22 protein-coding genes are annotated in these 23,523 nt (G+C 70.6%); 17 read left to right on the top strand and 5 right to left on the bottom strand.

The window, feature by feature from the left end; translation table 11 throughout:
- The first annotated feature begins 10 nt into the window (after positions 1-10).
- Together N1031_RS07795 and N1031_RS07790 are read left to right on the top strand one after the other, a co-directional pair.
- Positions 11-265 (top strand): RNA-binding S4 domain-containing protein, encoded by a 255-nt coding sequence (locus tag N1031_RS07795; protein ID WP_259479052.1) that lies wholly within the window; start codon positions 11-13, stop codon positions 263-265.
- Positions 266-324: 59 nt separating this feature from the next.
- Positions 325-1,536 (top strand): Fic family protein, encoded by a 1,212-nt coding sequence (locus tag N1031_RS07790; protein ID WP_259479051.1) that lies wholly within the window; start codon positions 325-327, stop codon positions 1,534-1,536.
- Between the two features lie 26 nt (positions 1,537-1,562).
- Here the strand turns inward: N1031_RS07790 and N1031_RS07785 are convergent, their stop codons facing one another.
- Positions 1,563-2,009 carry an NUDIX hydrolase gene (locus N1031_RS07785; protein WP_259479050.1) on the bottom strand — a complete coding sequence of 149 codons (447 nt, stop codon included), beginning with the start codon at positions 2,007-2,009 and terminating at the stop codon, positions 1,563-1,565.
- Here N1031_RS07785 and N1031_RS07780 point away from each other — a divergent pair.
- Positions 2,000-3,598: an SDR family NAD(P)-dependent oxidoreductase gene (locus N1031_RS07780; protein WP_375163618.1), complete on the top strand. Its 1,599-nt coding sequence runs from the start codon at positions 2,000-2,002 to the stop codon at positions 3,596-3,598. The genes N1031_RS07785 and N1031_RS07780 overlap by 10 nt on opposite strands.
- 132 nt (positions 3,599-3,730) lie before the next feature.
- On the opposite strand, the gene dinB is transcribed toward N1031_RS07780, so the two are convergent.
- Positions 3,731-4,927: a DNA polymerase IV gene (dinB, locus tag N1031_RS07775; RefSeq protein WP_259479048.1), complete on the bottom strand. Its 1,197-nt coding sequence runs from the start codon at positions 4,925-4,927 to the stop codon at positions 3,731-3,733.
- A gap of 167 nt (positions 4,928-5,094) precedes the next feature.
- A complete protein-coding gene (locus N1031_RS07770; RefSeq protein WP_259479047.1) occupies positions 5,095-5,721 on the bottom strand; it encodes an NADPH-dependent F420 reductase in 627 nt (208 codons plus the stop codon).
- A gap of 83 nt (positions 5,722-5,804) precedes the next feature.
- Between N1031_RS07770 and N1031_RS07765 the strand changes: the two genes are divergently transcribed.
- The 4 genes from N1031_RS07765 (at position 5,805) to N1031_RS07750 (ending at position 10,076) form a co-directional block, all read left to right on the top strand.
- On the top strand, positions 5,805-6,284 hold the full coding sequence (locus N1031_RS07765) for a MarR family winged helix-turn-helix transcriptional regulator (RefSeq protein ID WP_259479046.1): 480 nt from the start codon (positions 5,805-5,807) through the stop codon (positions 6,282-6,284).
- A gap of 204 nt (positions 6,285-6,488) precedes the next feature.
- Positions 6,489-8,669, top strand: coding sequence for a glutamine synthetase III family protein (locus tag N1031_RS07760; RefSeq protein WP_259479045.1), 2,181 nt, complete (start codon positions 6,489-6,491; stop codon positions 8,667-8,669).
- Positions 8,670-8,798: 129 nt separating this feature from the next.
- Positions 8,799-9,680, top strand: coding sequence for a DNA-formamidopyrimidine glycosylase family protein (locus N1031_RS07755; RefSeq protein ID WP_259479044.1), 882 nt, complete (start codon positions 8,799-8,801; stop codon positions 9,678-9,680).
- Between the two features lie 129 nt (positions 9,681-9,809).
- Positions 9,810-10,076: a hypothetical protein gene (locus N1031_RS07750; RefSeq protein WP_259479043.1), complete on the top strand. Its 267-nt coding sequence runs from the start codon at positions 9,810-9,812 to the stop codon at positions 10,074-10,076.
- Positions 10,077-10,159: 83 nt separating this feature from the next.
- Here N1031_RS07750 and N1031_RS07745 read toward each other — a convergent pair whose 3' ends face one another.
- The gene (locus tag N1031_RS07745; RefSeq protein WP_259479042.1) at positions 10,160-10,693 is read right to left on the bottom strand and encodes a hypothetical protein; all 534 of its coding nucleotides are present in this window, start codon (positions 10,691-10,693) and stop codon (positions 10,160-10,162) included.
- Between the two features lie 125 nt (positions 10,694-10,818).
- On the opposite strand from N1031_RS07745, the gene N1031_RS07740 reads away from it, so the two are divergent.
- From N1031_RS07740 to N1031_RS07695, 10 genes are all read left to right on the top strand, one after another.
- Positions 10,819-12,210, top strand: coding sequence for a hypothetical protein (locus N1031_RS07740; protein WP_259479041.1), 1,392 nt, complete (start codon positions 10,819-10,821; stop codon positions 12,208-12,210).
- Positions 12,211-12,491: 281 nt separating this feature from the next.
- Entirely contained in the window at positions 12,492-13,559 is a 1,068-nt protein-coding gene (locus tag N1031_RS07735) for a DUF916 domain-containing protein (RefSeq protein WP_259479040.1), read from the top strand.
- A gap of 92 nt (positions 13,560-13,651) precedes the next feature.
- Positions 13,652-14,629 (top strand): LacI family DNA-binding transcriptional regulator, encoded by a 978-nt coding sequence (locus N1031_RS07730; protein ID WP_259479039.1) that lies wholly within the window; start codon positions 13,652-13,654, stop codon positions 14,627-14,629.
- Between the two features lie 179 nt (positions 14,630-14,808).
- Positions 14,809-16,128, top strand: coding sequence for an ABC transporter substrate-binding protein (locus N1031_RS07725; RefSeq protein WP_259479038.1), 1,320 nt, complete (start codon positions 14,809-14,811; stop codon positions 16,126-16,128).
- Position 16,129: 1 nt separating this feature from the next.
- Positions 16,130-17,137, top strand: a complete 1,008-nt coding sequence (locus tag N1031_RS07720) for a carbohydrate ABC transporter permease (RefSeq protein WP_259479037.1) — start codon at positions 16,130-16,132, stop codon at positions 17,135-17,137.
- Positions 17,134-17,973 carry a carbohydrate ABC transporter permease gene (locus N1031_RS07715; protein ID WP_259479036.1) on the top strand — a complete coding sequence of 280 codons (840 nt, stop codon included), beginning with the start codon at positions 17,134-17,136 and terminating at the stop codon, positions 17,971-17,973. Before N1031_RS07720 ends, N1031_RS07715 begins: the two co-directional genes overlap by 4 nt.
- Positions 17,973-18,749 carry a hypothetical protein gene (locus tag N1031_RS07710; protein WP_259479035.1) on the top strand — a complete coding sequence of 259 codons (777 nt, stop codon included), beginning with the start codon at positions 17,973-17,975 and terminating at the stop codon, positions 18,747-18,749. The genes N1031_RS07715 and N1031_RS07710 overlap by 1 nt, the downstream gene beginning before the upstream one ends.
- On the top strand, positions 18,749-19,774 hold the full coding sequence (locus N1031_RS07705; RefSeq protein ID WP_259479034.1) for an alpha/beta hydrolase: 1,026 nt from the start codon (positions 18,749-18,751) through the stop codon (positions 19,772-19,774). The genes N1031_RS07710 and N1031_RS07705 overlap by 1 nt, the downstream gene beginning before the upstream one ends.
- Positions 19,771-22,008, top strand: a complete 2,238-nt coding sequence (locus N1031_RS07700) for an alpha-L-fucosidase (protein ID WP_259479033.1) — start codon at positions 19,771-19,773, stop codon at positions 22,006-22,008. Before N1031_RS07705 ends, N1031_RS07700 begins: the two co-directional genes overlap by 4 nt.
- A gap of 73 nt (positions 22,009-22,081) precedes the next feature.
- Positions 22,082-22,528 carry an RbsD/FucU family protein gene (locus N1031_RS07695; protein WP_259479032.1) on the top strand — a complete coding sequence of 149 codons (447 nt, stop codon included), beginning with the start codon at positions 22,082-22,084 and terminating at the stop codon, positions 22,526-22,528.
- Between the two features lie 11 nt (positions 22,529-22,539).
- Here N1031_RS07695 and N1031_RS07690 read toward each other — a convergent pair whose 3' ends face one another.
- A complete protein-coding gene (locus N1031_RS07690) occupies positions 22,540-23,421 on the bottom strand; it encodes a DUF5996 family protein (RefSeq protein ID WP_259479031.1) in 882 nt (293 codons plus the stop codon).
- Between the last annotated feature and the right edge of the window lie 102 nt (positions 23,422-23,523).

Raw genomic sequence — 23,523 nt, 5'->3', positions numbered from 1 at the left:
GCATTCGGGCATGGCGAAGCAGGATGCGATCGAAGACGTCTCCATCGGGGGCGACGGTATCCGCCTCGGGCAGTTCGTGAAGTTCGCGGGGCTGCTCGACACCGGCGGGAACGCGAAGGAGGCCGTCATCGACGGCTACGTCACCGTGAACGGCGAGGTCGACCGCCGCCGCGGACGCCAGCTGCAGCTCGGCGACATCGTCGCCTTCGAGGGCCGGCGCGCCCGCGTCTGCGCGGCTCCGCCACCGAAGCTGCATAACTCATAATCCGTGCTACTCAAAATTATGAGTAACTGAGTTAGTCATAAAGTAAAGTGGTCGACATTATGAGCAACTCCGTCGTGGAAGGGACCTCACCTGAACCGTGGCCGCAGCTCGAATGGGAGCCGCAAGTCTGGATGCCCACGAGTGGCTGGGGTGTGGACGCCGACTTCGGGAGCGGCCACCTCCCGTACAAGTCCGCCGTTCCGCCGAACATCGCAGCGTTGACCCCCGAGCCGAGCACAGAAGCCACACAGGCGGCAGAGGCCGCCGTGCAGGAGTTGGGCCGCTTCGACGCCGAGCTGGGCGCCCGCGTGATCGGATTCGCGCCCGTGCTCCTTCGGTCGGAAGCCGCCTCCTCGTCGCAGATCGAGAACCTCACCGCTAGTGCACGCGCGATCTTCAGCGCCGAGCTCGGAGCGAAGGGAAGTCACAATGCGGAGCTGATCGCAGCGAACACCCGAGCCATGCAGGCGGCCATCGACCTCTCCGATTCGCTCTCCCCGTTCGCCATCACCGAGATGCACCGCGTGCTGATGAACGACCAGACACGGCACACCCCTGGGCAGTGGCGGCGTGAAGCTGTCTGGATCGGAACGAGGTCGAACAGCCCTCTCGGCGCAGAGTTCGTGGCACCACACCACGATCGGGTTCCTGCACTCATCGACGACGTGATCGACTTCACAGCAAGGCGCGACATCCCAGCTCTCACCTCGACGTCGATCGCGCACGCGCAGTTCGAGACCATCCACCCCTTCACCGACGGCAACGGCCGAACGGGTCGCGCATTCGCGCAAGCCCTTCTCCGTCGTCGCGGCGTCACGCGGAACGTTGCCGTGCCGGTTTCGGCGGGGCTGCTCGCCGATGTCGGGGGCTACCACCGGGCCCTGACCGCCTACCGGGAGGGCGACGTCTCGCCGATCATCCTCGCCTTCGCCGAAGCGTCCCTGCGCGCCGTAGCCAATTCACGAGAGCTTGTCGCAGACATCGACGAGATCAAGGACGGATGGAAGCAGCGGCTCACCGTGCGACGGTCGAGCGCCGCATGGGCGCTACTGGAGGTGATCGCCGAGCGCCCGGTGATCGATTCCGCCACCGCTGCATCCGCGCTCGGCGTGAAGCAACCCAATGTCTATCCTGCCTTGCAGGTCTTGACCGACGCCGGCATCCTGAAGTCGAAGGCCGAGCATCGCACCGGGCCGTTCTGGCGGAGTGATGAGGTTCTGGGAGCGATCGACCGATTCGCCGAGCGCGCGGGACGACGCGAACGAAGCTGAACGAACACCGGCCCGCGAGGCGCAGTTCAGCCGTCCGCGGCCGGGAGGAAGTGCTCCAAGGCGAGCGGGGCGATCTCGAGCGGGGCGGTAGTGGAGGCGGCGTCGGCGCGGATGATCCAGCGGAGTTCGGCGATCTCGGCGGCCGCAACCGGCTCCTGGCCGCCGAGGTCGACGGTGAAGACGTCGGCGACCACGAGGAAGCCCGGCTCGTTCGCCGCAGACGCGGTGAAACGGCCGAGCGAACCGAGCGCGGCGGGGTCGACGGTCACGCCGAGCTCCTCGGCGAGCTCGCGCACGAGGGTCTCGGCCGGCGTCTCACCCGGCTCGGGCTTTCCGCCCGGCTGCATGAACGCGGTGGTGCCGCGCTTGCGCACGACGAGCAGGCGTCCCTCCGCATCCGTGATGACCGCGGCCGAGACGTGGATGCGCGCGGCACCGGATGCGGACGAGGGCACGGAATCGGATGCGGTCACCCTGGCACGCTAACAGCCCCCGCTACCCGGCCCGCGCATCCGGCCCACCCCGGCCCGCGCATCCGGCCCGCCCCGGCCCGCGCATCCGGTGCCGTCGCATAGAATCTCGTGTGCCCGAAGAGACCCCCGAAGCGACCACCGGAATCGACCCCGACGACCTCGCGACGACCCTCCGCGTGCTCGCGACCCTGCACGACCTCGACGAGGAGCACCCCGACTTCGTCGCCGTGCGCCACGCCACCGCCCGCATGTTCAAGGCGGTGAAGCACGCGCGGCGCCGCGAGATCCGGGCCGCCACCGCCGCGGCCGACCGCGCCGTGATCGCCGCCACCGCCACGGGCGCCCCCGACCGCATCGACGACGAGACCCGCGGCATCCCGATCAGCACCGCGACCACCACGCCCACCGCCGGCACCCTGCTCAAGTCGCGCGCCTGCTACATCTGCAAGCAGCACTACACGCTCGTCGACGCCTTCTACCACCAGCTCTGCCCCGGCTGCGCGTCCCTCAACCACGCCAAGCGCGACGCCCGCACCGACCTCACCGGCAAGCGCGCCCTGCTCACCGGCGGGCGCGCCAAGATCGGCATGTACATCGCCCTGCGATTACTGCGCGACGGGGCGCACACCACCATCACCACCCGCTTTCCGCGCGACGCCGTGCGGCGGTTCACGAGCCTGCCCGACTCCGCCGACTGGCTGCACCGGCTGAAGGTGGTGGGCATCGACCTGCGCGATCCCGCCCAGGTGGTGGCGCTGGCCGAGGAGGTGGCCGCGGCCGGTCCGCTGGACATCCTCATCAACAACGCCACGCAGACGGTGCGGCGCTCTCCCGGTGCTTACCAACCCCTGGTGGATGCGGAGCTCGCCCCGCTGCCCGACGGCGCGCTGCCCGAGCTGGCGACTTTCGGCCACACCAACGACCCGCATCCGCAGGCCCTGGAGCGTTCGGTGTCGGCTCATCCCATCCTCGCTGCTGCGGCGGACGCCGCCACCCGGGCAGAGGAGCTCGCCGAGCAGGCCATGGCCGCCGGGTCGAGCTCCCTCGAACGCCACGCCGCCGGCACCGCCATCGACGCGGGCGGGCTCCTCCCCGACCTGCACGACGTCAACTCGTGGACCCAGTCCGTCGGCGAGGTCGACCCCCTCGAGATGCTCGAGGTGCAGCTCGCCAACACGACGGCTCCCTTCCTCCTCGTGTCGAAGCTGCGTGCCTCCCTCGCGGCGAGCGCCGCCCGCCGCACCCACGTGGTGAACGTGAGCGCCATGGAGGGCGTGTTCAACCGCGGCTACAAGGGCCCCGGCCACCCCCACACGAACATGGCGAAGGCCGCCGTGAACATGCTCACCCGCACGAGCGCGCGCGAGATGTTCGAGACGGATGCGATCCTCATGACGAGCGTCGACACCGGCTGGATCACGGACGAGCGGCCGCACCCCACGAAGATCCGCCTCGCCGAGGAGGGGTTCCACGCCCCGCTCGACCTCGTCGACGGTGCCGCCCGCGTGTACGACCCCATCGTGCGCGGCGAGGCCGGCGACGACCTGTTCGGCGTCTTCCTGAAGGACTACCGCCCCGGCGCCTGGTGAGGCGCGCCGGCCGGCGGCCTGCTGCCCGCGACGGCTCGGGTGGCCAGGCGCAGTCCGCGCGGCAACGCCACTCCTGCGCGCAACCGAGGCGTAGAGCGGGCCGGATGACACCAGGAGTGGCGTTGTCGCCGGTCACTCGTGCTCGGGGAGCAGGGGCGCGTCCCAGCCCGTGTCGCGGCCGAGCTGGGTGGCGCGGGAGACCGAGGTGGCGCCGAAGCGCTCGCGCACGGCGTCGAGCGCGGTGTCGAGGCGGGCCTCCTCGCCCCAGTTGATCGGCAGCTCGGGCGTGATGTCGGCGGCCCGCCCCAGCTGCGACAGCGAGATGCCGATGAGGGTGATTCCCCGCGCCTCGATCTCGGGCAGGGCTGCGACGAGAAGGTCGCGGGCCACGCCGAGCAGCACCGCCGTGCGATCGGATGCGGAGAGCACGGTGCGCGAGCGGGTCGCCTTCTCGAAGTCGCCGAAGCGGAGGCGCAGCACGACCGTGCGGCAGACGCGGTCGCCCTCGCGGAGGCGGCGGGCGAGGCGGTCGACGAGCTGGGTGAGGATGAGGTCGAGCTCGGCGGGGGTGCGCGGCCGGGAGCCCAGGGCGCGCTGCGAGCCGATCGACGAGCGGCGCCGGGTGGGCTCGACGGGCCGCGGGTCGCGCAGCCGGGCCAGCGCGTGCAGGTGCGCGCCGGCGGCCTTGCCGAGCAGTCGCTCCGCCGTGGCGGCCTCGAGCTCGGCGAGCTCGCCCACGGTGCGGATGCCGAGCCCGTGCAGCTTGGCCGCCGTCTTCGCGCCGACACCCCAGAGGCGCTCCACGGGCAGCGGCAGCAGGAACGCCTCTTCACGGTCGGGCTCGACGACGAGCAGCCCGTCGGGCTTGCTCACCGCGCTGGCGACCTTCGCGAGGAACTTCGTGCGAGCCACCCCGACGGAGATGGGCAGGCCCACCTCACTGAGCACCCGAGCGCGCAACCGCACCGCCACCTGCTCCGGGGTGCCCGCGATGCGGCGCAGGCCGCCCACCTCGAGGAACGCCTCGTCGATCGAGAGGCCCTCCACGAGCGGAGAGGTGTCGCGGAAGATCGCGAACACGTCCTTGCTCGCCGCCGAGTACGCCTCCATGCGCGGGGGCACCACGACCGCCTCGGGGCAGAGGTCGCGCGCCTGCCTCCCGCCCATCGCGGTGCGCACACCGCGCGCCTTGGCCTCGTAGCTCGCGGCGAGCACCACTCCCCCGCCCACGATCACGGGACGGCCTCGCAGCGCCGGCGCATCCCGCTGCTCAACCGAGGCGAAGAACGCGTCGAGGTCGGCGTGCAGCACGGTCGCCTCGCCCCGCATGCCGCCTCCCGCCGCTCGCTCCTGCGGCGATCGTCGCACCCGCCGCCGACATCGGCGCCGGCCGGTGCGCGGCACAGTTCTGCATAAGATTCCGGGGGTGCGAGCCCTCACAGAGCTTGCACCCCCGGAATCTTATGCAGAAGTTACGGCGAGGCCTGAGTGGGGCGTCAGATCAGGGCGAAGCCCGCACCCCAGGAGGTCTTCTCCTGCGCCGCGAGGGTCAGTTGCAGGAAGCCGAGCGCCTCAGCCTCGCGCGCACGACGGAGCGAGCCGGCGTCGACGGCACGGAGACCACCGGCGGTCACGATCGCGGCGAGCGCCTCCTTGGCGGCGGTGTCATCACCCGCGATGAGCACGGTGGTCGGCTGAGCCTCGCCCACCGAGCCCGTGGCCAGGGTGCCGGCGAAGTTCGTGTTGAAGGCCTTGAGCACGCGCGCGCCGGGAACGGCGGCGGCGATCTCAGCGGCGGCCGACGCATCCGGAGCCACGACCAGCGAGTCGAAGGTGGAGAAGTCGAGCGGGTTGGTGATGTCGACCACGACCTTGCCGTCGAGCTGGTCGGCGTAGGCGCCGAGCACCTCGGCGACGGCCGGGTAGGGAAGCGCGAGAACCACGATCTCGCCGGCGATGGCGTCGCCGACCGTGCCCGCGGAGGCACCCTCGAGCGAGCCTGCGACGGCGGAAGCGGCTTCCAGCGAGCGAGCGAGAACCTGCACCGACGATCCGCCGGCCGCCGCGAGGCCCGCGATGGCCCCACCCATGTTGCCCGCTCCGATGATGGTGATGTCAGCCATGACGACTCCTTTTACTTGTTGCTACAACTATTAATGCGTCAACCATACGCCTCTTTGGTTGTCACAACAAGTAGAATCGACACATGGATGAGGTGCGTTGGCTGACCCCCGAGCAGCTGCGCGCCTGGATCCAGCTGGAGGCCGTGGCCGAGCTCCTCCCACCCGTGCTCGATTCGCAGCTGCAGCGCGACGCCCAGCTGACCCACTTCGAGTACCTGGTGCTCGCCAAGCTCTCCGAGAGCCCCGAGCGCGTGCTGCGCATGACGGCCCTCGCCGCCACCACGAACTCCACCCTCCCCCGCCTCTCCCACGTGGTCAGCCGCCTCGAGGCGCGCGGCTTCGTGGAGCGGGTGCCATGCCCCGGCGACCGCCGTGCCACGAACGCGCACCTCACCGACGCGGGCTGGGAGAAGGTCGTCGCGACCGCACCCGGACACGTGAACACCGTGCGCGAGCACGTGGTCGACCTCCTCACCCCCGAGCAGCTCGACCAGCTCGGCGAGATCATGGGCGTGCTGCTGCAGCGACTCGACCCCGAGAACACCCTGCGCATCCTGCCCTGAGCGCCCGCGCATCCCGGCCGGTCTGAGACTCGACCGACTGTCCCCTGAACGCGGGACGCCGCATCCACACCCCCGCCGATCCGCGTGATTCCGCGGATTCCAACCGTCACACGCCCGAAACACGCCCGCCACAGCGCATCCCTAGATTGAGCCCAGCGGCCCCCGCACAGCAGCGGATCCGAGAGGCCGCGCGAGGAGGCAGTCATGAGTGGCAACACCGTCCGCATGCAGGCGATCCGCGACGTGGAGGCGTATGTGCCCCCGGCGCACAGCTTCGACGAGTCGGAGGCACCCGGTGAGGTGTTCGGCGAGAACGTGTTCAGCAAGTCGGTGATGCAGAAGCGACTGCCGAAGTCGGTCTACAAGTCGGTGATGGCCACCATCGAGAAGGGCGCCAAGCTCGACCCCCTGGTGGCGGATGCGGTGGCGAGCGCCATGAAGGACTGGGCGCTGGAGAAGGGCGCCACCCACTACGCCCACGTGTTCTACCCGCTGACCGGCCTCTCGGCCGAGAAGCACGACAGCTTCTTCGAGCCCACCCCCGACGGCACCGCGCTGGCCGAGTTCGCCGGCAAGACGCTCATCCAGGGCGAGCCCGACGCGTCGAGCTTTCCGAACGGCGGGCTGCGCAACACCTTCGAGGCCCGCGGGTACACCGGATGGGACGTGACGAGCCCCGCCTACGTGCTCGAGAACCCCAACGGCAACACCCTGTGCATCCCGACCGTCTTCGTGTCGATGACCGGCGAGGCGCTCGACCACAAGACCCCGCTGCTGCGCTCGCAGCAGGCGATGGGCGAGCACGCCGAGCGCATCCTCACCCTGTTCGGGCACAGCGATCTCGAGCACGTGGTGTCGTTCTGCGGGCCCGAGCAGGAGTACTTCCTGGTCGACCGGCACTTCTTCCTCGCCCGCCCCGACCTCATGAACGCCGGGCGCACGCTGTTCGGCACGAAGCCCCCGAAGGGTCAGGAGTTCGACGACCACTACTTCGGCGCCATCCCCGAGCGCGTGCTCGGCTTCATGATGGACACCGAGCGGGAGCTGTTCAAGCTCGGCATCCCCGCCAAGACGCGGCACAACGAGGTAGCCCCCGGCCAGTTCGAGATCGCGCCGATGTTCGAGCGCGGCAACATCGCCGCCGACCACCAGCAGCTGCTCATGACCACGTTCAAGACGCTGGCGAAGAAGCACGGCATGGAGATCCTCTTTCACGAGAAGCCGTTCGCCGGGGTCAACGGCTCGGGCAAGCACGTGAACTTCTCGCTCGGCAACTCGCAGCTCGGCTCGCTGCTCGTGCCGGGCGACAACCCGCACGACAACGCGCAGTTCCTCGTGTTCTGCGCCGCCGTCATCCGGGCCGTGCACCTCTACGCGGGGCTGCTGCGCGCATCCGTCGCCTCGGCCACCAACGACCACCGGCTCGGCGCCAACGAGGCGCCGCCCGCCATCATCTCGATCTTCCTCGGCGACCAGCTCGCCGACGTGTTCGAGCAGATCGCCAAGGGCCCGGCCACCTCGTCGAAGCGCAAGGGGATCATGACCATCGGGGTCGACACCCTCCCCCAGCTGCCGACCGACCCGGGCGACCGCAACCGCACGAGCCCGTTCGCGTTCACCGGCAACCGCTTCGAGTTCCGGGCGCCGGGGTCGATGCAGACCGTGTCGGGGCCGATGGTGACGATCAACACGATCATGGCCGACTCGCTCGACTACATCGCCACGAAGCTCGAGAGCGCTGTGGCCAACGGGCTCGACTTCGACGCCGCGGTGCAGGAACTGCTCACCGAGATCATCACCGAGCACGGTGCCGTGGTGTTCAACGGCGACGGGTACTCGGATGCGTGGCCGATCGAGGCCGAGAAGCGCGGTCTCGCGAACCTCAAGACCACGCTCGACGCGCTGCCCGAGCTCATCACACCGAAGGCGATCGAGCTGTTCGCGAAGTACGGGGTGTTCAACGAGCGCGAGATGCACTCGCGCTACGAGATCGGGTTGGAGCAGTACGCGCTCACGATCGGGGTGGAGGCGCGGCTGACGCTCGAGATGGGTACCACCGTGGTGCTGCCCGCGGGGGTGCGGTACCAGACCGAGCTGGCGGCGAACGTGGCGGCACTGAGGGCAGCGGGCGTGGAGGCCGACCTCTCGGCGCTCGAGGACGTGACGGCAGACCTGGGGGCGTTGCGCGCGGCGCTGGGGTCGCTCAAGGCGGCGCTCGGGCACGAGGGCGAGGACGAGTCGACGCTCGCGGAGGCCACCCACGCCCGGGAGGAGCTGCTGCCGGCCATGTCAGCGGTGCGGGCGGCCGCCGATGCGCTGGAGGAGATCGTGGCCGACGACCTGTGGCCGCTGCCGACCTACCAGGAGATGCTCTACATCCTGTAGGCGCGTCGGCGTCTAGGCGTCGAAGTTCGGGAGGAGAATCCGGGGGCTCGGCCGCTCAGCGGGGCAGGGTAGCCGGATTCTCCTCCCGAATCCGACCGGGGAGGTGGCGGCGGGGCCCATAATGGCCCCATGCCCGAGCTGCCGGAAGTGACCGCGCTGGTCGCCGATCTGGGTGCGCGCTTGCGGTGGCGCACCGTGGAGGCGTTCGTGCCGGTGTCGTTCGCCGCGTTGAAGACGTTCGATCCGCCGGTGAGCGCGCTGGTGGGGCTGCGTGTCAACGACGTGACGCGGCACGGCAAGTTCCTCGACCTGGAGATCGGGGGCCTGCACCTCGTGATCCACCTCGCGCGGGCGGGGTGGATACGGTGGCGCGAGGGCCCGCCGCCCCCACCGCGCGGCAGGCCGGGCTCCGGCCCGCTCGCCGCACGGCTCGTGCTCGCCGACGACGGGGTGGGCGTGGCCGGTGCGGGGCTCGACATCACCGAGGCCGGCACGAAGAAGAGTCTCGCCATCTGGCTGGTGCGCGACCCGGTGGAGGTACCTGGCATCGCCCGCCTGGGGCCCGACCCGCTTTCCCTGGAGTTCACCGAGGAGGTCTTCGCGAGCATCCTGGGGTCGGCGGGGCGGGCGCAGATCAAGGGGGTGCTGCGTAATCAGTCGCTCATCGCGGGGATCGGTAATGCGTACTCCGATGAGATCCTGCACGTGGCGCGCATGTCGCCATTCAAGCCCGCGTCGATGACGCCGGAGGAGACCGCGGGTCTCTACGAGGCGATGCAGACCACACTGCGGGAGGCGGTGGCGCGGGCGGACGGCCTGGCGGCGTCGGAGCTCAAGCGGGAGAAGAAATCGAACCTGCGGGTGCACGGGCGCACCGGTGAGGCCTGCCCCGTGTGCGGCGACACCGTGCGGCAGGTGACCTATGCCGATTCGAGCCTGCAGTACTGCCCCACGTGCCAGACCGGAGGAAAGCCGCTCGCGGATCGGGTGCTGTCGCGGCTCCTCAAGTAGCGCGTCTCTAGGCAGAAACTACTCATCACGGGGTGAGAGAAGTCGGTGCGACAGTGAGTGCACCGAGGCCCACGGCCACGGCGATCCGACCCGATCCCTACTCTCAATCCCTACTCTCAAGGAGCACCGATGAGCGCCAGCGAACTCACCCGTCCCGCCGCCGGAACCGACTACCCCGGCAAGACCCTCGGCATCGTGGGGCTGGTGGTGGCCATCCTCGCGCCGCTCATCGGCCTCATCATCAGCGCCGTCGCCTACACGCAGTCGAAGCGGGTCGGCGTCAAGAATTCTCTCGCCTTCATCGGCATCATCGTGGGGGCCGCGCTCACGGTGCTCGGGTTCATCGTGAGCATCTTCTCCATCATCGCGGCCGCCTCGGGCGCCGCGATGTACTGAGGCGCGTTCGCGCACGCCAGGCCGTCACCCCTTCGCTCGCGCGAGGAGGTGGCGGCCCTCGCGCGTTCCCCAGGATCCGGTGGTCACACCGCGGATGCGCGGCGCCTCCGGCGGCGGGTGCGGACTCCTCGCACCACGAGAACCGGCACCACGACGAGAACGGCGAGCGCCGCCAGTAGCACGGCGAGCACGGCCGCGAGGTACACCCACGACGGAACGCCCTGGTCGGGCGCCGGTTCGGCGACGAGGGGCGCCGCGAACTCGGAAGCCTCGACGGCGACCTCGGTGACCGCCGCGATGCCCGAGCCGAGGCCCGTCGCCGAGAGCACATGGGTGCCGCCCCGCAGCTCGACTGGGAGCGTCAGCGTGCCTGAGACGGTACCCGTGGCGCCCGCGACGACGGGGTCGCTCTCGGCCACCCCCTCGTCGAGCACCACCACGACGGACTCTCCGCCCCGAAAACCGCTGCCCGCGAACTCGAGTTGCTCGCCGGCCACGGCCGTGGATGCGGTGTATCCGAGCCGCGCCGTACCCGAGTCGGGCACCACCGAGACCGGGGCCGCCGAGACCGGGGCCACCGCCAACACCAGGGCGAACACCACAGCGAGCGACCGCATCCGCACCCTTTCGCTCCCGGAGACTGGATTAAGTTAGGGCAACCTTACTATGGTTTGCCTTACCTTATTAACCGACTCCGAAAGGGATCACAGTGCATACAGCAACCTCGCGCCGCAGCCGACCCATGCTGCGCCGTACGGTCGCCGCTCTCGCTGCGACGACGCTCGCCACCGGCGCAGCGCTCGTCGGCGCCAGTGCAGCCCAGGCCGCGCCCGACGCCGGCACCATCACCGACGCCACCTTCACCTGGGGCCTCAACGGCGAGTCCGGCGGTGGCGCCTACGCCGGCGGCTGCAACTTCCTCAGCGCAGGCACCGCGGGCAACACCGGCAGCAGCCGCACCTGGACCGAGGCCGACGGCTTCTACGCCTCGAGCGCCGGCAACGTGACCATCGTGAAGCCCAACGCGGCCAACGAGAAGGTCGAGGCCAGCTGGGCCACCAAGTGCCAGACCCCCGCCGGCACCGCGGTGACGCCCTTCTCCACCACCTCCCTCTCGCTCAACCAGGTCGAGTTCGTGGGCGGCACCGGCAGCGCCGCCGCCGACGGCTCGGTGGAGATCGAGTGGACCGGCTCGTTCACCGTCGCCTTCTACGGCGGCATGACGTACTGGACCGCCACCGACCCCGTGCTCTCGCTCGACGCCGCCGGCAACGGCACGCTGACGGCGACGGCCAGCGGCTACGGCACGAGCATGGAAGACCAGACCCAGTGGGTGCCGATCGCCGGCCAGGAGATCGTGCTCGCCGACATCACCGGCGCCTCGGTCGACAACGACGGCCTCACCGTCACCCCCGACTACCTCGGCGTCGCGATCACCACCTCGAGCACCGCCCAGAGCACCACGGGCACCTCGTGGGGATCGTTCCCGCAGAGCTTCGTCGACTTCCAGAACCTCACCGGTCAGTCGAGCTACTGGTACAGCTCGGGCGGCTCGCGTGACGCGGCGAAGCCCACCACGCCGCTCGCCGTCGCCTACACGCTCGACGCCGCCGAGGAGCCGGTCGACCCGGAGCCCGAGGTTCCCGCCGACTCCGTCGAGCTCGAGGTGACGGTGCCTCAGGCCACCGTCGAGCCCGAGAGCGGCAGCTTCGGCTGGACCTTCGCCGACTCCGCGGCGGTCTCGCTCGGCACCGCCACCCAGGCCGGCAGCACCTTCGTGGCGACCGGTGACATCCCGTCGATCACCGTCACCGACACCCGCGCGGGCGGCACCTCGGCCTACAGCTGGAGCATCGCCGGCCAGGTGAGCGACTTCACCTCCACCGGCAGCAGCTTCGGCGCCGACGCGCTGGGCTGGACCCCGAGCGTGAGCGCCGCCGGCCCGAGCGTCGTCGAGGGCGCCGCGGTCGACCCCGCCCTACAGGGCGGCACCGGTCTGGCCACCTCGGCAGGACTCGCCTCGAGCACCGCTGCCTCGGGTGCCACGATCGACGCCGAGCTCGAGCTCGTGATCCCCACCACCACCCCGGCGGGCGACTACACCTCCACCCTCACCATCACCGCGCTGAGCTGATCCAGCACGCATCACGGCGGGGTGGGGTCGCACAGCGGTCCCACCCCGCTCCGCCGCGTCCGGGCCGCCCCTCCTACCTCACGACCTCCGAGCGCACAGCGCGCATCCCGCCAACCGCCACCCGCCACCGCATCCGTCTTCACTCGCGCGACCCGTCACCCGCCACCGCACTCCTCTCACTCCCGCAACCCACCGCCACGACGCCCCACCTCCGCCCCCCTCGCGCCGCACCCACGGCAGCCCCCACTCCTCACCCGCCGTCTCTCACCCAGGACACCGCCATGACCCGCTCCGCCCTCCGCATCACACCTCGCGCGGCCTTCGCCGCCGCCGCGCTCCTCACGATGTCGAGCCTCGCCCTAGCCACCCCGGCCGCAGCCACCACGACCCCGGCGTCCACCACAACCCCCGCATCCGCCACCACCGGCCCGAGCTGGGCGGTCGCCCCGGCCGACACCGAGCTGGCCTCCGACCGCTCGCACTTCGACTACTCACTCGTGCCGGGAGCCGTCATCGACGACTCCTTCGAGATCACGAACACCGGTGCCACGGCCCTCACCCTCGACGTGTACGCCGCCGACGCCTTCACCACCCGCGAGGGCGGCATCGACCTGCTCCCGGCAGGCACGCCCTCCACCGACGCCGGCACCTGGATCACCCTGGGCCTGGACTCGCTCACTCTCCAGCCCGGCGAGAGCGTGGCGGTGCCGTTCCGCATCGAGGTGCCCGACCACGCCACGCCGGGAGACCATCCCGCGGGCATCATCTCCTCGGTGCGCACCGACACCGCGGGCGCCACCGTACAGGTCGATCGCCGCCTCGGCAGCCGCGTCTACCTGCGGGTCGACGGCGAGTTCGCCCCGGCCGTCGAGATCTCGGATGTGTCGGTCGACTACTCCGGGATGTGGAACCCGGTGGGGATGGGCTCGGTCACCATCGATTACACGCTCACCAACACGGGCAACACCAGGGCGACCGCTACCTCCGCCCTCGAAGTGGCGGGGCCGTTCGGCATCGCCGCATCGACGACCGGCGAGGAACAGCTCGCCGAGGTGCTGCCGGGCTCGACGATCGATGTGGAGCAGCGTCTCGACGGCGTGGCCGCGCTGCTCTGGCTGAGCGGGCAGGTCGACATCACACCCGAGGGAGTCGGCATCGGCGGCGCCCCGATCGCGGCCGAGTCGCGGAGCTTCGGGGTGCTCGCGGTCCCCGTCATCCCGCTCGCGGTCGTCGTGGTGCTCGCGCTCGGCACCATCCTCGTCATCACCGGCCTCCGCCGCCGTCGCGCCACCGCCACGGCCGCACCCACGCCCGACGCCACCATCCCGCCCACAGACCCGACCCCCTGACCCACGGGCGGCACACCGGCAGCGGCGGTGACGGCGCGCCCTCGCCACCGCCGAATGCGGTGAAATCCATTTCACCGCACTAGGGTGTCTGCATGTCCACGATCTACGAGGTCGCCACCCTGGCGGGGGTCTCACCGGCCACCGTCTCCCGCGTGTTCAACGGGCATCCGGTGTCTCCCGAGAAGGTGAGCTCGGTGCGCGCCGCCGCCGCGCAGCTGCACTTCACGCCGAACCGCTCGGCCAAACGCCTGCGCACGCAGAGCTCCGAACTCATCGCGCTCCTCATCCCCGACATCGAGAACCCCTTCTTCACCGCGCTCGCCCGCGGGGTCGAAGACCGCGCCCAGGAGGCCGGCTTCTCGATCGTGCTCTGCAACACCGACGACGAGCCCGAGAAAGAGACGCGCTACCTCGACATCGCGAACTCCGAAGACATGGCCGGCGTCATCCTCGCCCCGGCCGCGGAGGACGGCGACATCAGCCACCTCACCGACCGCGGCCGCCCCGTGGTGGCGGTCGACCGCAACACAGGGCTCGACATCGACTCCGTGATGGTCGACAACCGCGCCGCCGGCACCTGGGCGACCACCGCCCTGCTCGACGCCGGCCACCGCCGCATCGCCTGCATCGCGGGCCCACTCGACCTCGAAGACACCGAGGAGCGCGGCCTCGGCTGGCGCACCACCATGCGCCGCCGCGGTGAGCCGGGCTTCGAGTCACTGCTGCGCCACGCCGACTATCGCGTGGAGGGTGGCCGCGCCGCCATGAACGAGCTGCTCGCCTTGCGCGAACCTCCGGATGCGGTGGTCACCACGAACAACCTCATGGGCGTGGGCGCACTGCAGGCCCTCGCCGCCGCGGGCATCACCCCGCCCGAATTCGGCGTGGCCGTGGTGGGCGAGCTGCCGTTCAGCACCCTGCCCCCCGAGGCCATCACCGAGGTGCGACTCCCCGCGAGGCACCTCGGCATCACCGCCGCGAGCCTGTTGCTCGACCGCATCGCGGGCGACACGCAGCCGGCGAGAACCGTCGTGCTGCGCGCCGAACTGGCCCGCCGCGCCGCGCGCTGACGCGCATCCCGCACCTCGCCGACGACCGTCGGTCAGCACCCTTCACGGAATCGGTTTCACCCTTATGAACAAAGGGTGACGCGCAATTCTCTGCGCCACGCCGACACGGCTTGACGAAACCGATTTCATGCGATTCACTGAGTGCAGCCGATTCTCAACGGAGAGGATGTACCCCCACGATGAAACGCACCACGAGAAAACTGGCCGCACTCTCGATCGCCGCAACGATCTCCGCAGCCACCCTGACCGCCTGCAGCGCCGGAGGCGGCAGCGACGCCGACTCGAACTCCCTCAACGTCGCGTTCTGGGACTACGGGCCCGCCGCCCAGGCCAACAACAAGGCCCTCGCCGAGGGCTTCGAAGCCGCGAACCCCGGCGTGACCGTCGAGCTCACCCCGGTGGCCGGCGAGAACTGGGGCAGCTACTACGCCAACGTGGCCACCTCGATCGCCGCGGGCAACCGCCCCGACCTCATGCTCATCTCGGGCGAGGGAGCCCAGTTCGTGACGAACAACGACCTCATCCTGCCCATCAACGACTACCTCGAGAACGACCCGGATGCGCAGGCCATCCAAGACGGCATCGCGCCGGGTCTCATCGCCGGCTTCACCGTCGACGAGCAGGTGGTCACCCTCGCCAACCAGTGGAACGACATGGTCGTCTATTACAACACCGACGTATTCGCGGCAGCGGGCCTGGAGGCGCCCAGCGCCGATTGGACCTGGGACGACTTCGAGGCCACCGCGGCCGCCCTCACGAAAGACACCGACGGCGACGGCGAGCCCGAGCAGTACGGGTTCACCTGGGCCAGCAACGAGATCTTCCCGGGCATCATGCCGTGGGTGGCGAACGCCGGCGGCAACCTCACCGACGACGCGGTCTGCACGCCGACCGTCGACACCCCCGAGGTGTCGGAGGCGGTGGGCTTCTTGAACGAGCTCATCGAGAAGAAGATCGCCCCGGCGCCGATGCCCATGAGCGACGTGTTCACCCGCTTCCAGAACGGCACCATCGCCATGTTCGGCGCCGGCCGCTGGCCGATCGGCACCTTCGTGCCGGCCGGGTTCACCGCGTTCGACATCCAGCTCTACCCCACCGGCGAGACCTACAAGACGGTGTTCGGCGGGGCCGGCTACCCCATCCTCAAGTCGTCGGCCAACCCCGACCTGGCCTGGGAGTTCCAGAAGTTCACGGTGAGCGAGGACATCCAGAACGCCATCGTCGGCACCCCCGAGGCGCCCGGCGACTCCATCCCGTCGCTCCGCGCGGCGGCCGACACCATCAGCGAGGTGGGTGTGCCCCCGGTGAACTCCGACCTGTTCTACGCGAGCATCGACGACTACGACACCCTCGTGCCCTACCCGGCGCCGACGAACTACAGCGAGTACGAGGCCGCTGTGCTTCGCAACCTGCAGCTCATCTTCGCCGGAGAGGTCGGCGTCGACGAAGGCCTGGCCACGATGCAGGGCGAGCTCGAGTCGATCGTGACCTGCAGCTGACATGACGAGACTCACCGTGGAGCGTGACGCCGGCCTCGCCGCCGGCGGCAGCGCCCAGCCGAGCGGTAGCCCGGCCGGGGCGGCGGATGCGGGTAGCCCGCGCATCCGTCGCCCCCGGCGAGCCGGCCGCAACCGCCGCACCCGCGACACCCGCGCGGCCGTCGCCTTCCTCACCCCGTCGCTGATCGCCTTCGCGATCTTCGTGTTCGCGCCGAGCATCGCCGTGGTGGTGCTGAGCTTCTTCCGCTGGAACCTGCTCTCCGACGGCACCTTCATCGGCGTCGACAACTTCGTGCGCCTGTTCTCCGACACCCGCCTGGCCGACGTGTACCGCTCGACCGCCTTCATGGCCGTCGTCATCCTGGCCGTCAACGTGGTGATCGGGCTCCTGCTCGCCGTGCTGCTGGAGACGCGCATGCCGAACTGGCTGCGCGGGTTCTTCCGGCTCTCCTTCCTCTTCCCGTTCGTCGTGTCGTCGTCGGCGGTGGCGCTCATCTGGCGCTTCCTGCTCAACAAAGACCTCGGACTGGTGAACTACTGGCTCGGCCTCATCGGCATCGACCGCATCGACTGGCTCGGCTCCAGCTTCTGGGCGCCCATCTCGGTGATCATCGTGTCGTCGTGGAAGACGGTCGGCTTCTCCATCCTCATCTACATCGCCGGCCTGCAGTCGATCCCCACCGAGATCCGCGAGGCGGCCATCGTCGACGGGGCGAACGCGTGGCAGCGGTTCTTCCGCATCACCCTCCCCCTGCTCTCCCCCACGGTGCTGTTCCTGCTCGTCATCAACACCATCAGCGCCTTCCAGCTCTTCGCCGAGCCGAAGGTGCTCACGGGCGGTGGGCCGGGCGACGCCAGCCGCACCATCGTGCAGTACATCTACGACCTCGCGTTCGGCGCGTTCGACCTCGGCTACGCCTCGGCGGTCGGGCTCACCCTGCTCGTGGTGCTCATCGTGCTCACGACGATCCAGTTCCGCGTGTCGAAGAAGTGGACGCACTACCAATGAGAACCACGACCGCCACGGTGCTCTCGCGCATCCTCGTCTTCGCCGTGCTCGGCATCGCCGCGCTGGCCATCATCGCCCCGTTCCTGTGGATCTTCCGCGGCGCGATCTCACCCACCGACGCGGAGCTCTACCAGCTGCCGCCCACCCTCTTCCCCGCCGACCCGACGCTGGAGAACTTCGGCAAGGTGGCGACGCAGGTGCCGTACTTCCGGTTCATCCTCAACTCGCTGATCGTGTCCACCACCATCACGGCGGCACAGCTCATCACCTGCTCCACCGCCGGCTACGCGTTCGCCCGCTTCGACTTCCCGGGCAAGGGCATCGCGTTCGCCGTGGTGATCGGGTCACTCATGATCCCCATCCAGGTCACGATCGTGCCGCTGTTCCTCGTGATGTCGAAGCTGCAGCTCACCAACACGCTGTGGTCGCTCATCCTCCCCGGGGTGTTCAGCGCGTTCGGCATCTTCCTGCTGCGGCAGCACTTCTTGAGCCTGCCGCGCGAGCTCGAAGAGGCGGCCACCATCGACGGGGCGGGCCACGTGCGCACCTTCTTCCAAGTGATGCTGCCGCTGTCGGGGCCCGCGCTGGCGACCCTCGGCATCCTCACCTTCACCTACTGGTGGAACGACCTGCTGCTGCCGCTGGTCATGATCAACGACACCGAGACGCAGACGCTCCCCGTGGGCCTGGTGCTGCTGGCCGGACGGTTCTCCACCGGGTCGCTCGGCACGATCGCGGCGGGCATCACGCTCGCGATCATCCCGGTGCTCATCGTGTTCCTGATCGCGCAGCGCTCCATCGTGCAGTCGATCGCCTCGAGTGGATTGAAGCTCTGATGTCGCAGCTGATCGGTGGGCGGGATGCGCGGGGCGCGGATGCCCCGGATGCGCGCGGCGCGGGCCGAGGGTCCGGTGCGGACGCGCGGCTGCAGCCGGAGACGCTGCAGGCGATGCTGGCGCGGAGCGCGCGGCGGGTGTGGTGGGAGCTGCCCCGGGTGCTCGCCGTGGGAGCCCTGTGGGCGGCGAGTCTGCTGCCGGGCGTGCTGTCGGCGGTTGTCGCGGCGCCGTGGTGGATCGTGGTGATCGCGATAGCGCCCGCGTTCATCGGGCTGACCGGGGTGGCCCGGTACGGCGCACTCGTGGTGACCGGCGGCAAGCCTCTGGTGCGTGAGGCCCTCCGGCTCGATCTCATGCTCGGGCTCACCCTGGCGGCCGGCGCCGCGGTCGTGGCAGCCGTGATCGCCGCGGGCGGGGCGGTGATGTATGCCGGATTCGGAATAGGTGCCGGAGTCGCGGTTCTCGCTCCGCTCGCCTTGGCCTACGGAGCGGTGCGTGAGCGACGGGGGCTGACCGCGTGGCGCGGGGCGATCATCCTCGCGGCCTACCGACCGTCGACCGCTCTCACCCTGCTCGCCCTCGGGTGCCTCAGCGGATTCGCGATCGTCGCCACGGCGGGCGTGCTCGTTCTCGTGGTGCCGGTGCTGCTGGCCGCGTTCGGCGCGGCCGCTGCGGGCGCCCTCCTCGACGAGATCGACAGCGCTCAGGCGGCGAGCGCGACCCGTTCGGCCGGCTCGACGATCGGCAGGGACGACCGGATGCGACGGGCCGGCTGATGGGCGCGGAGACAGGGGTCGACCGCATCGCGGCCATCGACCCCGAGTTCGTCGACGCCTGCGAGTGGACTCTCGCAGCTCACCTGCCCGACGGTGAGCTGACGGTGGAGCTCGTGCGCACCCTCGACGCCGAGCTCGCGGCAGATACCGTCCACGAGCCGCAGAGAGGCAGGGCACCCCTCGTGGTGCACCTGCCGCGCTCCGGCGAAACTCCGCTGGAACTGCGGGTGCACGGTCTCGCCGATCACGGCACGCGCGGCGGCTGGCCCGCCGGCCTCCGCGCGGCGGGGGCGGTGCTGTGGCTGCACGGCGGCGGAATGATGCTCGGGAGCGCGGCGGGCGACGATGCCCTCTGCGCCGCGCTCTCCCATGACCTCGGGGTGCCGGTGATCACGGCAGAATATCGGCTCAGTCCGGAGCACCGACACCCCGAGCCCCTCGACGACTGCTTCGCCGCACTGGTGTGGCTGGCGGAGCGTGCCGACAGAGTCGTGGTGGCGGGCGCCAGCGCGGGCGGTGGCCTCGCGGCGGGTCTGGCGCTGCTCGCCCGCGACCGCGGTGGGCCGAGCATCGCCGGGATGCAGCTGCTGTACCCGATGCTCGACGACCGTCCCGCACGGCGCCCCGACGACGCCCCCGTCTGGAACGCCAGGCTCGACGCACTCGCGTGGAGCGCCTATCTGGGCGGCCGCACGGCCGACGAGTACGCCGCACCGGCCCGCGCCACCTCCCTGGCCGGGCTCTCGCCGGCCTATCTCGACGTGGGCGACGCCGACCTCTTTCTGCGCGACGACCTCGATTTCGCCGACCGTCTGCGCGACGCGGGTGTGCCGGTGGAGGTGCACGTGCATCCGGGTGCCGTGCACGCCTTCGACTGGCTCGTGCCCGGCGCCCGCACGAGCCTCCTGGCCCGACGGCAGCGCCTCGCCTGGCTGCGCCGTCTCCTCGACACCGACGACGATCGCGTCGTCGACACCGACCTCGTCATCGACGACCACCCCACGAAAGGACGGCCCACACGATGACCGCTCCCCTCTCGCCCCTGACCGCCGAGAGCACCTCGGCCGTGACCGCGCCCTCCCGCGACTGGTGGGCAACCTCGCGCCGGCGCGTGTTCTACGATTCGCACACCCCCGACTGGAACGACCCGCACCAGAGGGGCGCCGCGGCCGACCCCGCCTTCCCCCTGCTGAGCGAGGTCGACCCCGAGAACGACCTGCAGCTGCTCGCCGACGCGGGGGTCGACTCCGTCGTGCTCTTCGCGAAGTGCCAGTACGGCAATGCCTACTACCCCACCACGATCGGGCATGCGCACTCGGCCCTGGCCGGGCGCGACCTGTTCGGCGAGCAGCTGCAGGCCGCACACCGCCGCGGGATGCGCGTGATCGCCTACTTCTCGAACATGTGGGACACCGCGACCGCGGGCGCTCATCCCGACTGGGCGCTCGTGCCCGCCGGCTCACGGGGCAGCACCGGCCGCTGGCCCGCCCTGTGCCTGCGCAGCGGCTACCGCCGCTACGCGCTCGACCAGGTGCGCGAGATCGCGAGCCGCTACCCGATCGACGCGCTGTGGAGCGACATCCTCACCGCCGGCCCCTGCGTCTGCACCCGCTGCGCCGCCGCGTTCGAGGCCGAGTACGGGCATCCACTGCCCGAAGGCCGCGACGACGCCGGCTGGCTCGACCTCGTGCACTTCTCGCAGCAGACGCTGTTCGACTACCTCGCCGAGCAGCGCGCGGTGCTGGCCGAGGTGCGGCCGGAGGCGGCGCTCATCCCGAACTTCTACGCCACCACCTTCGTCGACGCCGTGATCGGGCTCTCGACCGAGCATCTCGCGCTGGCCGACATCGGGTCGAGCGAGGGCTACACCGACTGGCACGGGCTCGGGTTTCCGAGCTTCGCCTCGAGCTACATCCGCGCCGGGGTGCTCGAGCGGCCGCACGAGGTGCTGGTGAGCCGGTTCGTGCACACCTGGGACTTCACGCTGCGCTCGGAGGCGCAGCTGCGGTTCGAGGCGTTCACCGTGGCCGCGCACGGCGCCGCCGTGTCGCTCGACGACCAGCCCTCCGCCACGGGCGCCGTCGAACCCGAGGTGTACCGGCGGCTCGGGCCCGTGTTCGAGCGCATCGCCGAGCGCGCGCCCTGGCTCGACGGCGCTGAACCGGTGCGCTACGCGGCGCTCTCGGTGAGCCAGCGCTCGCGTGACCTGGAGAGCCTGCTCGGCGCCCCCGAGAACCCGAGCATCGGCGAGCAGTCGGCCCAGTTCCCGCCGAGCGAGCCCCGCTCCTCGCCGAGCGACCTGGTGGCCGCGGTGACGGGCACGTACCGCGCCCTGGTGGAGTCGCACCTGCCCGTCACCCTGTTCGACGAGCGCGCGGGGTCGCTGGCCCGGCTCGACGGCCACCGGGTGGTGGTGCTCGCCGACGCCCTGAGCCTCGACGAGGAGGAGGCACAGGCCATCCGCGGGTTCGTGGCCGCCGGGGGCGGACTGCTCGTGACCGGCCCGACCGCCGTGCGCGATGCCACAGGGGATCTGCTCGAGTCGGGCGCCTCGCCGCTCGACGACGTGCTCGGCGTGCGCTTCGGCGCTCTCCGCCCGGCCACCTACCCCTACCTCTCCGCGGTCGACGACTCACTCGCCGCCGAGGTGGGGACGGTGCCCCTGCCCCACTACGGCCGGCTCGCCGAACTGCACGTGCTCGACCCCGACGCGCGTGTCCTCCTGACCGCCGTCGACCCGGTGCTCGAGACCGATGAGGAGCACTACTGGCACAACAACCAGCCCGCCGCCGGCCTCGGGCCTGCCCGGCCGGCCGTGGTGGAACGCCGCTTCGGCGCGGGGCGCGTGATCGTGTCGGCCGCCCGGCTCGGCAACAACCACGCGCGGCTCGGGCACGACGGGTACCGCAGGCTGCTCGACGCGCTCGTGCGACGGGCTGCCGGCCCGGGGGCGGATGCTCCGGTGCAGATCGAGGGCACCCACCGCAACACCGAGCTGGTGCTGCGCCGCCTGGGCACGAGCATCGTCGCCCACCTCATCACCGGAGGACCGGTGGCGCGGTTGTCGCTCTACGGCGCCGACCAGCCGGCCGCCGTCGAAGACGTGGCGAGCATCGGGCGGATGCGCCTCACGGCTCCCCGGGAGGCCCGCACCGCAGGGCGAGTGGTGGACGGGGTGCTCGTGCCGCTGCCCCTCGTCGACGGCGTGGTGGAGTTGACCGGGCTCGACGATTGGGAGACGGTGGTGTTCGAGGCGTGAGCGGGCCCACCGCAGCGCCACACCGCGGCGCCACCCCAGCGCACCGTCGCCGCACCACGTTCGAAGGAGAACCATGCTGAGCACCGTCCACCCCGTTCTGAGCGGCGATCTGCTGCTGCAGCTCGACCGGCTGGGCCACGGCGACGAACTCGTCGTCGTAGACGGCAACTACCCCGCCTACAGCTCGGGAGCCACGGTGGTGGAGCTGCCGGGCTGCGACGCCCCGACCGCAGTGGCGGCCATCCGGACGGTCATCCCGCTCGACCTCAGCGAAGGGCCCTCGGCGCTGCTCATGGCGGGAGCCGAGGGCGCACCCGAGCCCGTCGTGCATCCGGCTCTGCGGGGCGCCGCCGCCGCGCCCGAAGACCGCCTCGTGGCGCTCGAGCGCTTCGCCTTCTACGACCGCGCGCGCAACGCCCGCCTCGTGGTGCGCACGAGTGAGCAGCGCGTCTACGCCAACGTCATCCTGCGCAAGGGTGTCATCGTCACCCCGCCGAGCACCACCTTCGCCCCGGCCTGAGCCGGGCCGGGTCAGGCGCGAGGCCACTCCGCGAGGCCCTCGGCCGCAGCCGTGGTGGCGCGCAGGAAGTCGAGCACGAGCACGTCGGGATCGTCGGCGACTCGCACCGTCTCGACGGGCAGCAGGAACTCCCCGTACGCCTCGCTGAAGAACGACCCGTCGGGCACGGCAGCATCCGCATACCCCTCAGGCGCCGGATACGCGTAGGAGTAGAAGGCGCCCTCCGCGCCCCCACCGGGCCAGAACCCCGCGCTCGAGAGTTCGTGCGAGTAGCCCTCGTGCATCACGCTGTCGGGGCAGTTCGGTGCGCCACCGGGGTGCAGCGGGGCGGGGCGGCCCGAGAACCTCGTCACGGCGAGATCCATCGCGCCCCAGAAGTAGTGCACCGGGCTCGCCTTGCCCGTGAATTCCGAGCGGAAGCGGCGCAGCAGTCCGTCCGCCAGCACGAGCTGGCGGTAGAAGGCGTGCACCGCCTCCGGGTCGTAGGAGGCGTGCTGCGTGTCGTCGGGGAACGGGATGGCCACCTCGACCTCGTTGGGCACGGGCCGGATGCTCACCGAGACGCCGAGGCGGCGCAGCGCCGAGAAGACCTGGTCGTAGAACGAGGCGACCGAGAGCCCGGCCAGCGCGAAGGCCTCCTTGCCGCCCCAGCTCGTGCGCAGCACCAGGCGGTGCCCCACGAAGTCGAACTCGATGTCGAGCAGACCACCGTCGACCGGCACGGCACCGGTGCTGAGCCCGCGGGAGGTGACGTAGAGCGTGACGTGCCACCAATGGTTCACGGGCGGGCTCGCGACCAGACGGATCTTGCCCACGATCTGGGTGAACAGGTGCAGCGTCTCCCGGGTGGGCGTCCAGGAGTCGACGGGCAGGATGGGCCAGGAAGCAGTCATCGCAGCCAGTCTACGATCGGTAACATGCGTGAAATATAGAAGCGATTTCACGAAACGTAAAAGGTTTACGTTTGCCGAGGTCCCGCGATCACGATGGAGGTC

The sequence above is a fragment of the Herbiconiux moechotypicola genome, from assembly GCF_024979255.1.
Taxonomy (GTDB): Bacteria; Actinomycetota; Actinomycetes; order Actinomycetales; family Microbacteriaceae; genus Herbiconiux; species Herbiconiux moechotypicola.
Note: the sequence above shows the minus strand (reverse complement) of the source record. Positions and strands in the feature narration are given on the sequence as shown.

What these genes read in the sequence shown, in the direction of transcription:
- N1031_RS07795 (WP_259479052.1), top strand. Translation starts at nt 11, where the DNA reads ATGGCGAAGCAGGATGCGATCGAAGACGTCTCCATCGGGGGCGACGGT.
- N1031_RS07790 (WP_259479051.1), top strand. Translation starts at nt 325, where the DNA reads ATGAGCAACTCCGTCGTGGAAGGGACCTCACCTGAACCGTGGCCGCAG.
- N1031_RS07780 (WP_375163618.1), top strand. Translation starts at nt 2,000, where the DNA reads ATGCGGTCACCCTGGCACGCTAACAGCCCCCGCTACCCGGCCCGCGCA.
- dinB (WP_259479048.1), bottom strand. Translation starts at nt 4,927, where the DNA reads ATGCGGGGCGAGGCGACCGTGCTGCACGCCGACCTCGACGCGTTCTTC.
- N1031_RS07770 (WP_259479047.1), bottom strand. Translation starts at nt 5,721, where the DNA reads ATGGCTGACATCACCATCATCGGAGCGGGCAACATGGGTGGGGCCATC.
- N1031_RS07765 (WP_259479046.1), top strand. Translation starts at nt 5,805, where the DNA reads ATGGATGAGGTGCGTTGGCTGACCCCCGAGCAGCTGCGCGCCTGGATC.
- N1031_RS07760 (WP_259479045.1), top strand. Translation starts at nt 6,489, where the DNA reads ATGAGTGGCAACACCGTCCGCATGCAGGCGATCCGCGACGTGGAGGCG.
- N1031_RS07755 (WP_259479044.1), top strand. Translation starts at nt 8,799, where the DNA reads ATGCCCGAGCTGCCGGAAGTGACCGCGCTGGTCGCCGATCTGGGTGCG.
- N1031_RS07750 (WP_259479043.1), top strand. Translation starts at nt 9,810, where the DNA reads ATGAGCGCCAGCGAACTCACCCGTCCCGCCGCCGGAACCGACTACCCC.
- N1031_RS07745 (WP_259479042.1), bottom strand. Translation starts at nt 10,693, where the DNA reads ATGCGGTCGCTCGCTGTGGTGTTCGCCCTGGTGTTGGCGGTGGCCCCG.
- N1031_RS07740 (WP_259479041.1), top strand. Translation starts at nt 10,819, where the DNA reads ATGCTGCGCCGTACGGTCGCCGCTCTCGCTGCGACGACGCTCGCCACC.
- N1031_RS07735 (WP_259479040.1), top strand. Translation starts at nt 12,492, where the DNA reads ATGACCCGCTCCGCCCTCCGCATCACACCTCGCGCGGCCTTCGCCGCC.
- N1031_RS07730 (WP_259479039.1), top strand. Translation starts at nt 13,652, where the DNA reads ATGTCCACGATCTACGAGGTCGCCACCCTGGCGGGGGTCTCACCGGCC.
- N1031_RS07725 (WP_259479038.1), top strand. Translation starts at nt 14,809, where the DNA reads ATGAAACGCACCACGAGAAAACTGGCCGCACTCTCGATCGCCGCAACG.
- N1031_RS07720 (WP_259479037.1), top strand. Translation starts at nt 16,130, where the DNA reads ATGACGAGACTCACCGTGGAGCGTGACGCCGGCCTCGCCGCCGGCGGC.
- N1031_RS07715 (WP_259479036.1), top strand. Translation starts at nt 17,134, where the DNA reads ATGAGAACCACGACCGCCACGGTGCTCTCGCGCATCCTCGTCTTCGCC.
- N1031_RS07710 (WP_259479035.1), top strand. Translation starts at nt 17,973, where the DNA reads ATGTCGCAGCTGATCGGTGGGCGGGATGCGCGGGGCGCGGATGCCCCG.
- N1031_RS07705 (WP_259479034.1), top strand. Translation starts at nt 18,749, where the DNA reads ATGGGCGCGGAGACAGGGGTCGACCGCATCGCGGCCATCGACCCCGAG.
- N1031_RS07700 (WP_259479033.1), top strand. Translation starts at nt 19,771, where the DNA reads ATGACCGCTCCCCTCTCGCCCCTGACCGCCGAGAGCACCTCGGCCGTG.
- N1031_RS07695 (WP_259479032.1), top strand. Translation starts at nt 22,082, where the DNA reads ATGCTGAGCACCGTCCACCCCGTTCTGAGCGGCGATCTGCTGCTGCAG.
- N1031_RS07690 (WP_259479031.1), bottom strand. Translation starts at nt 23,421, where the DNA reads ATGACTGCTTCCTGGCCCATCCTGCCCGTCGACTCCTGGACGCCCACC.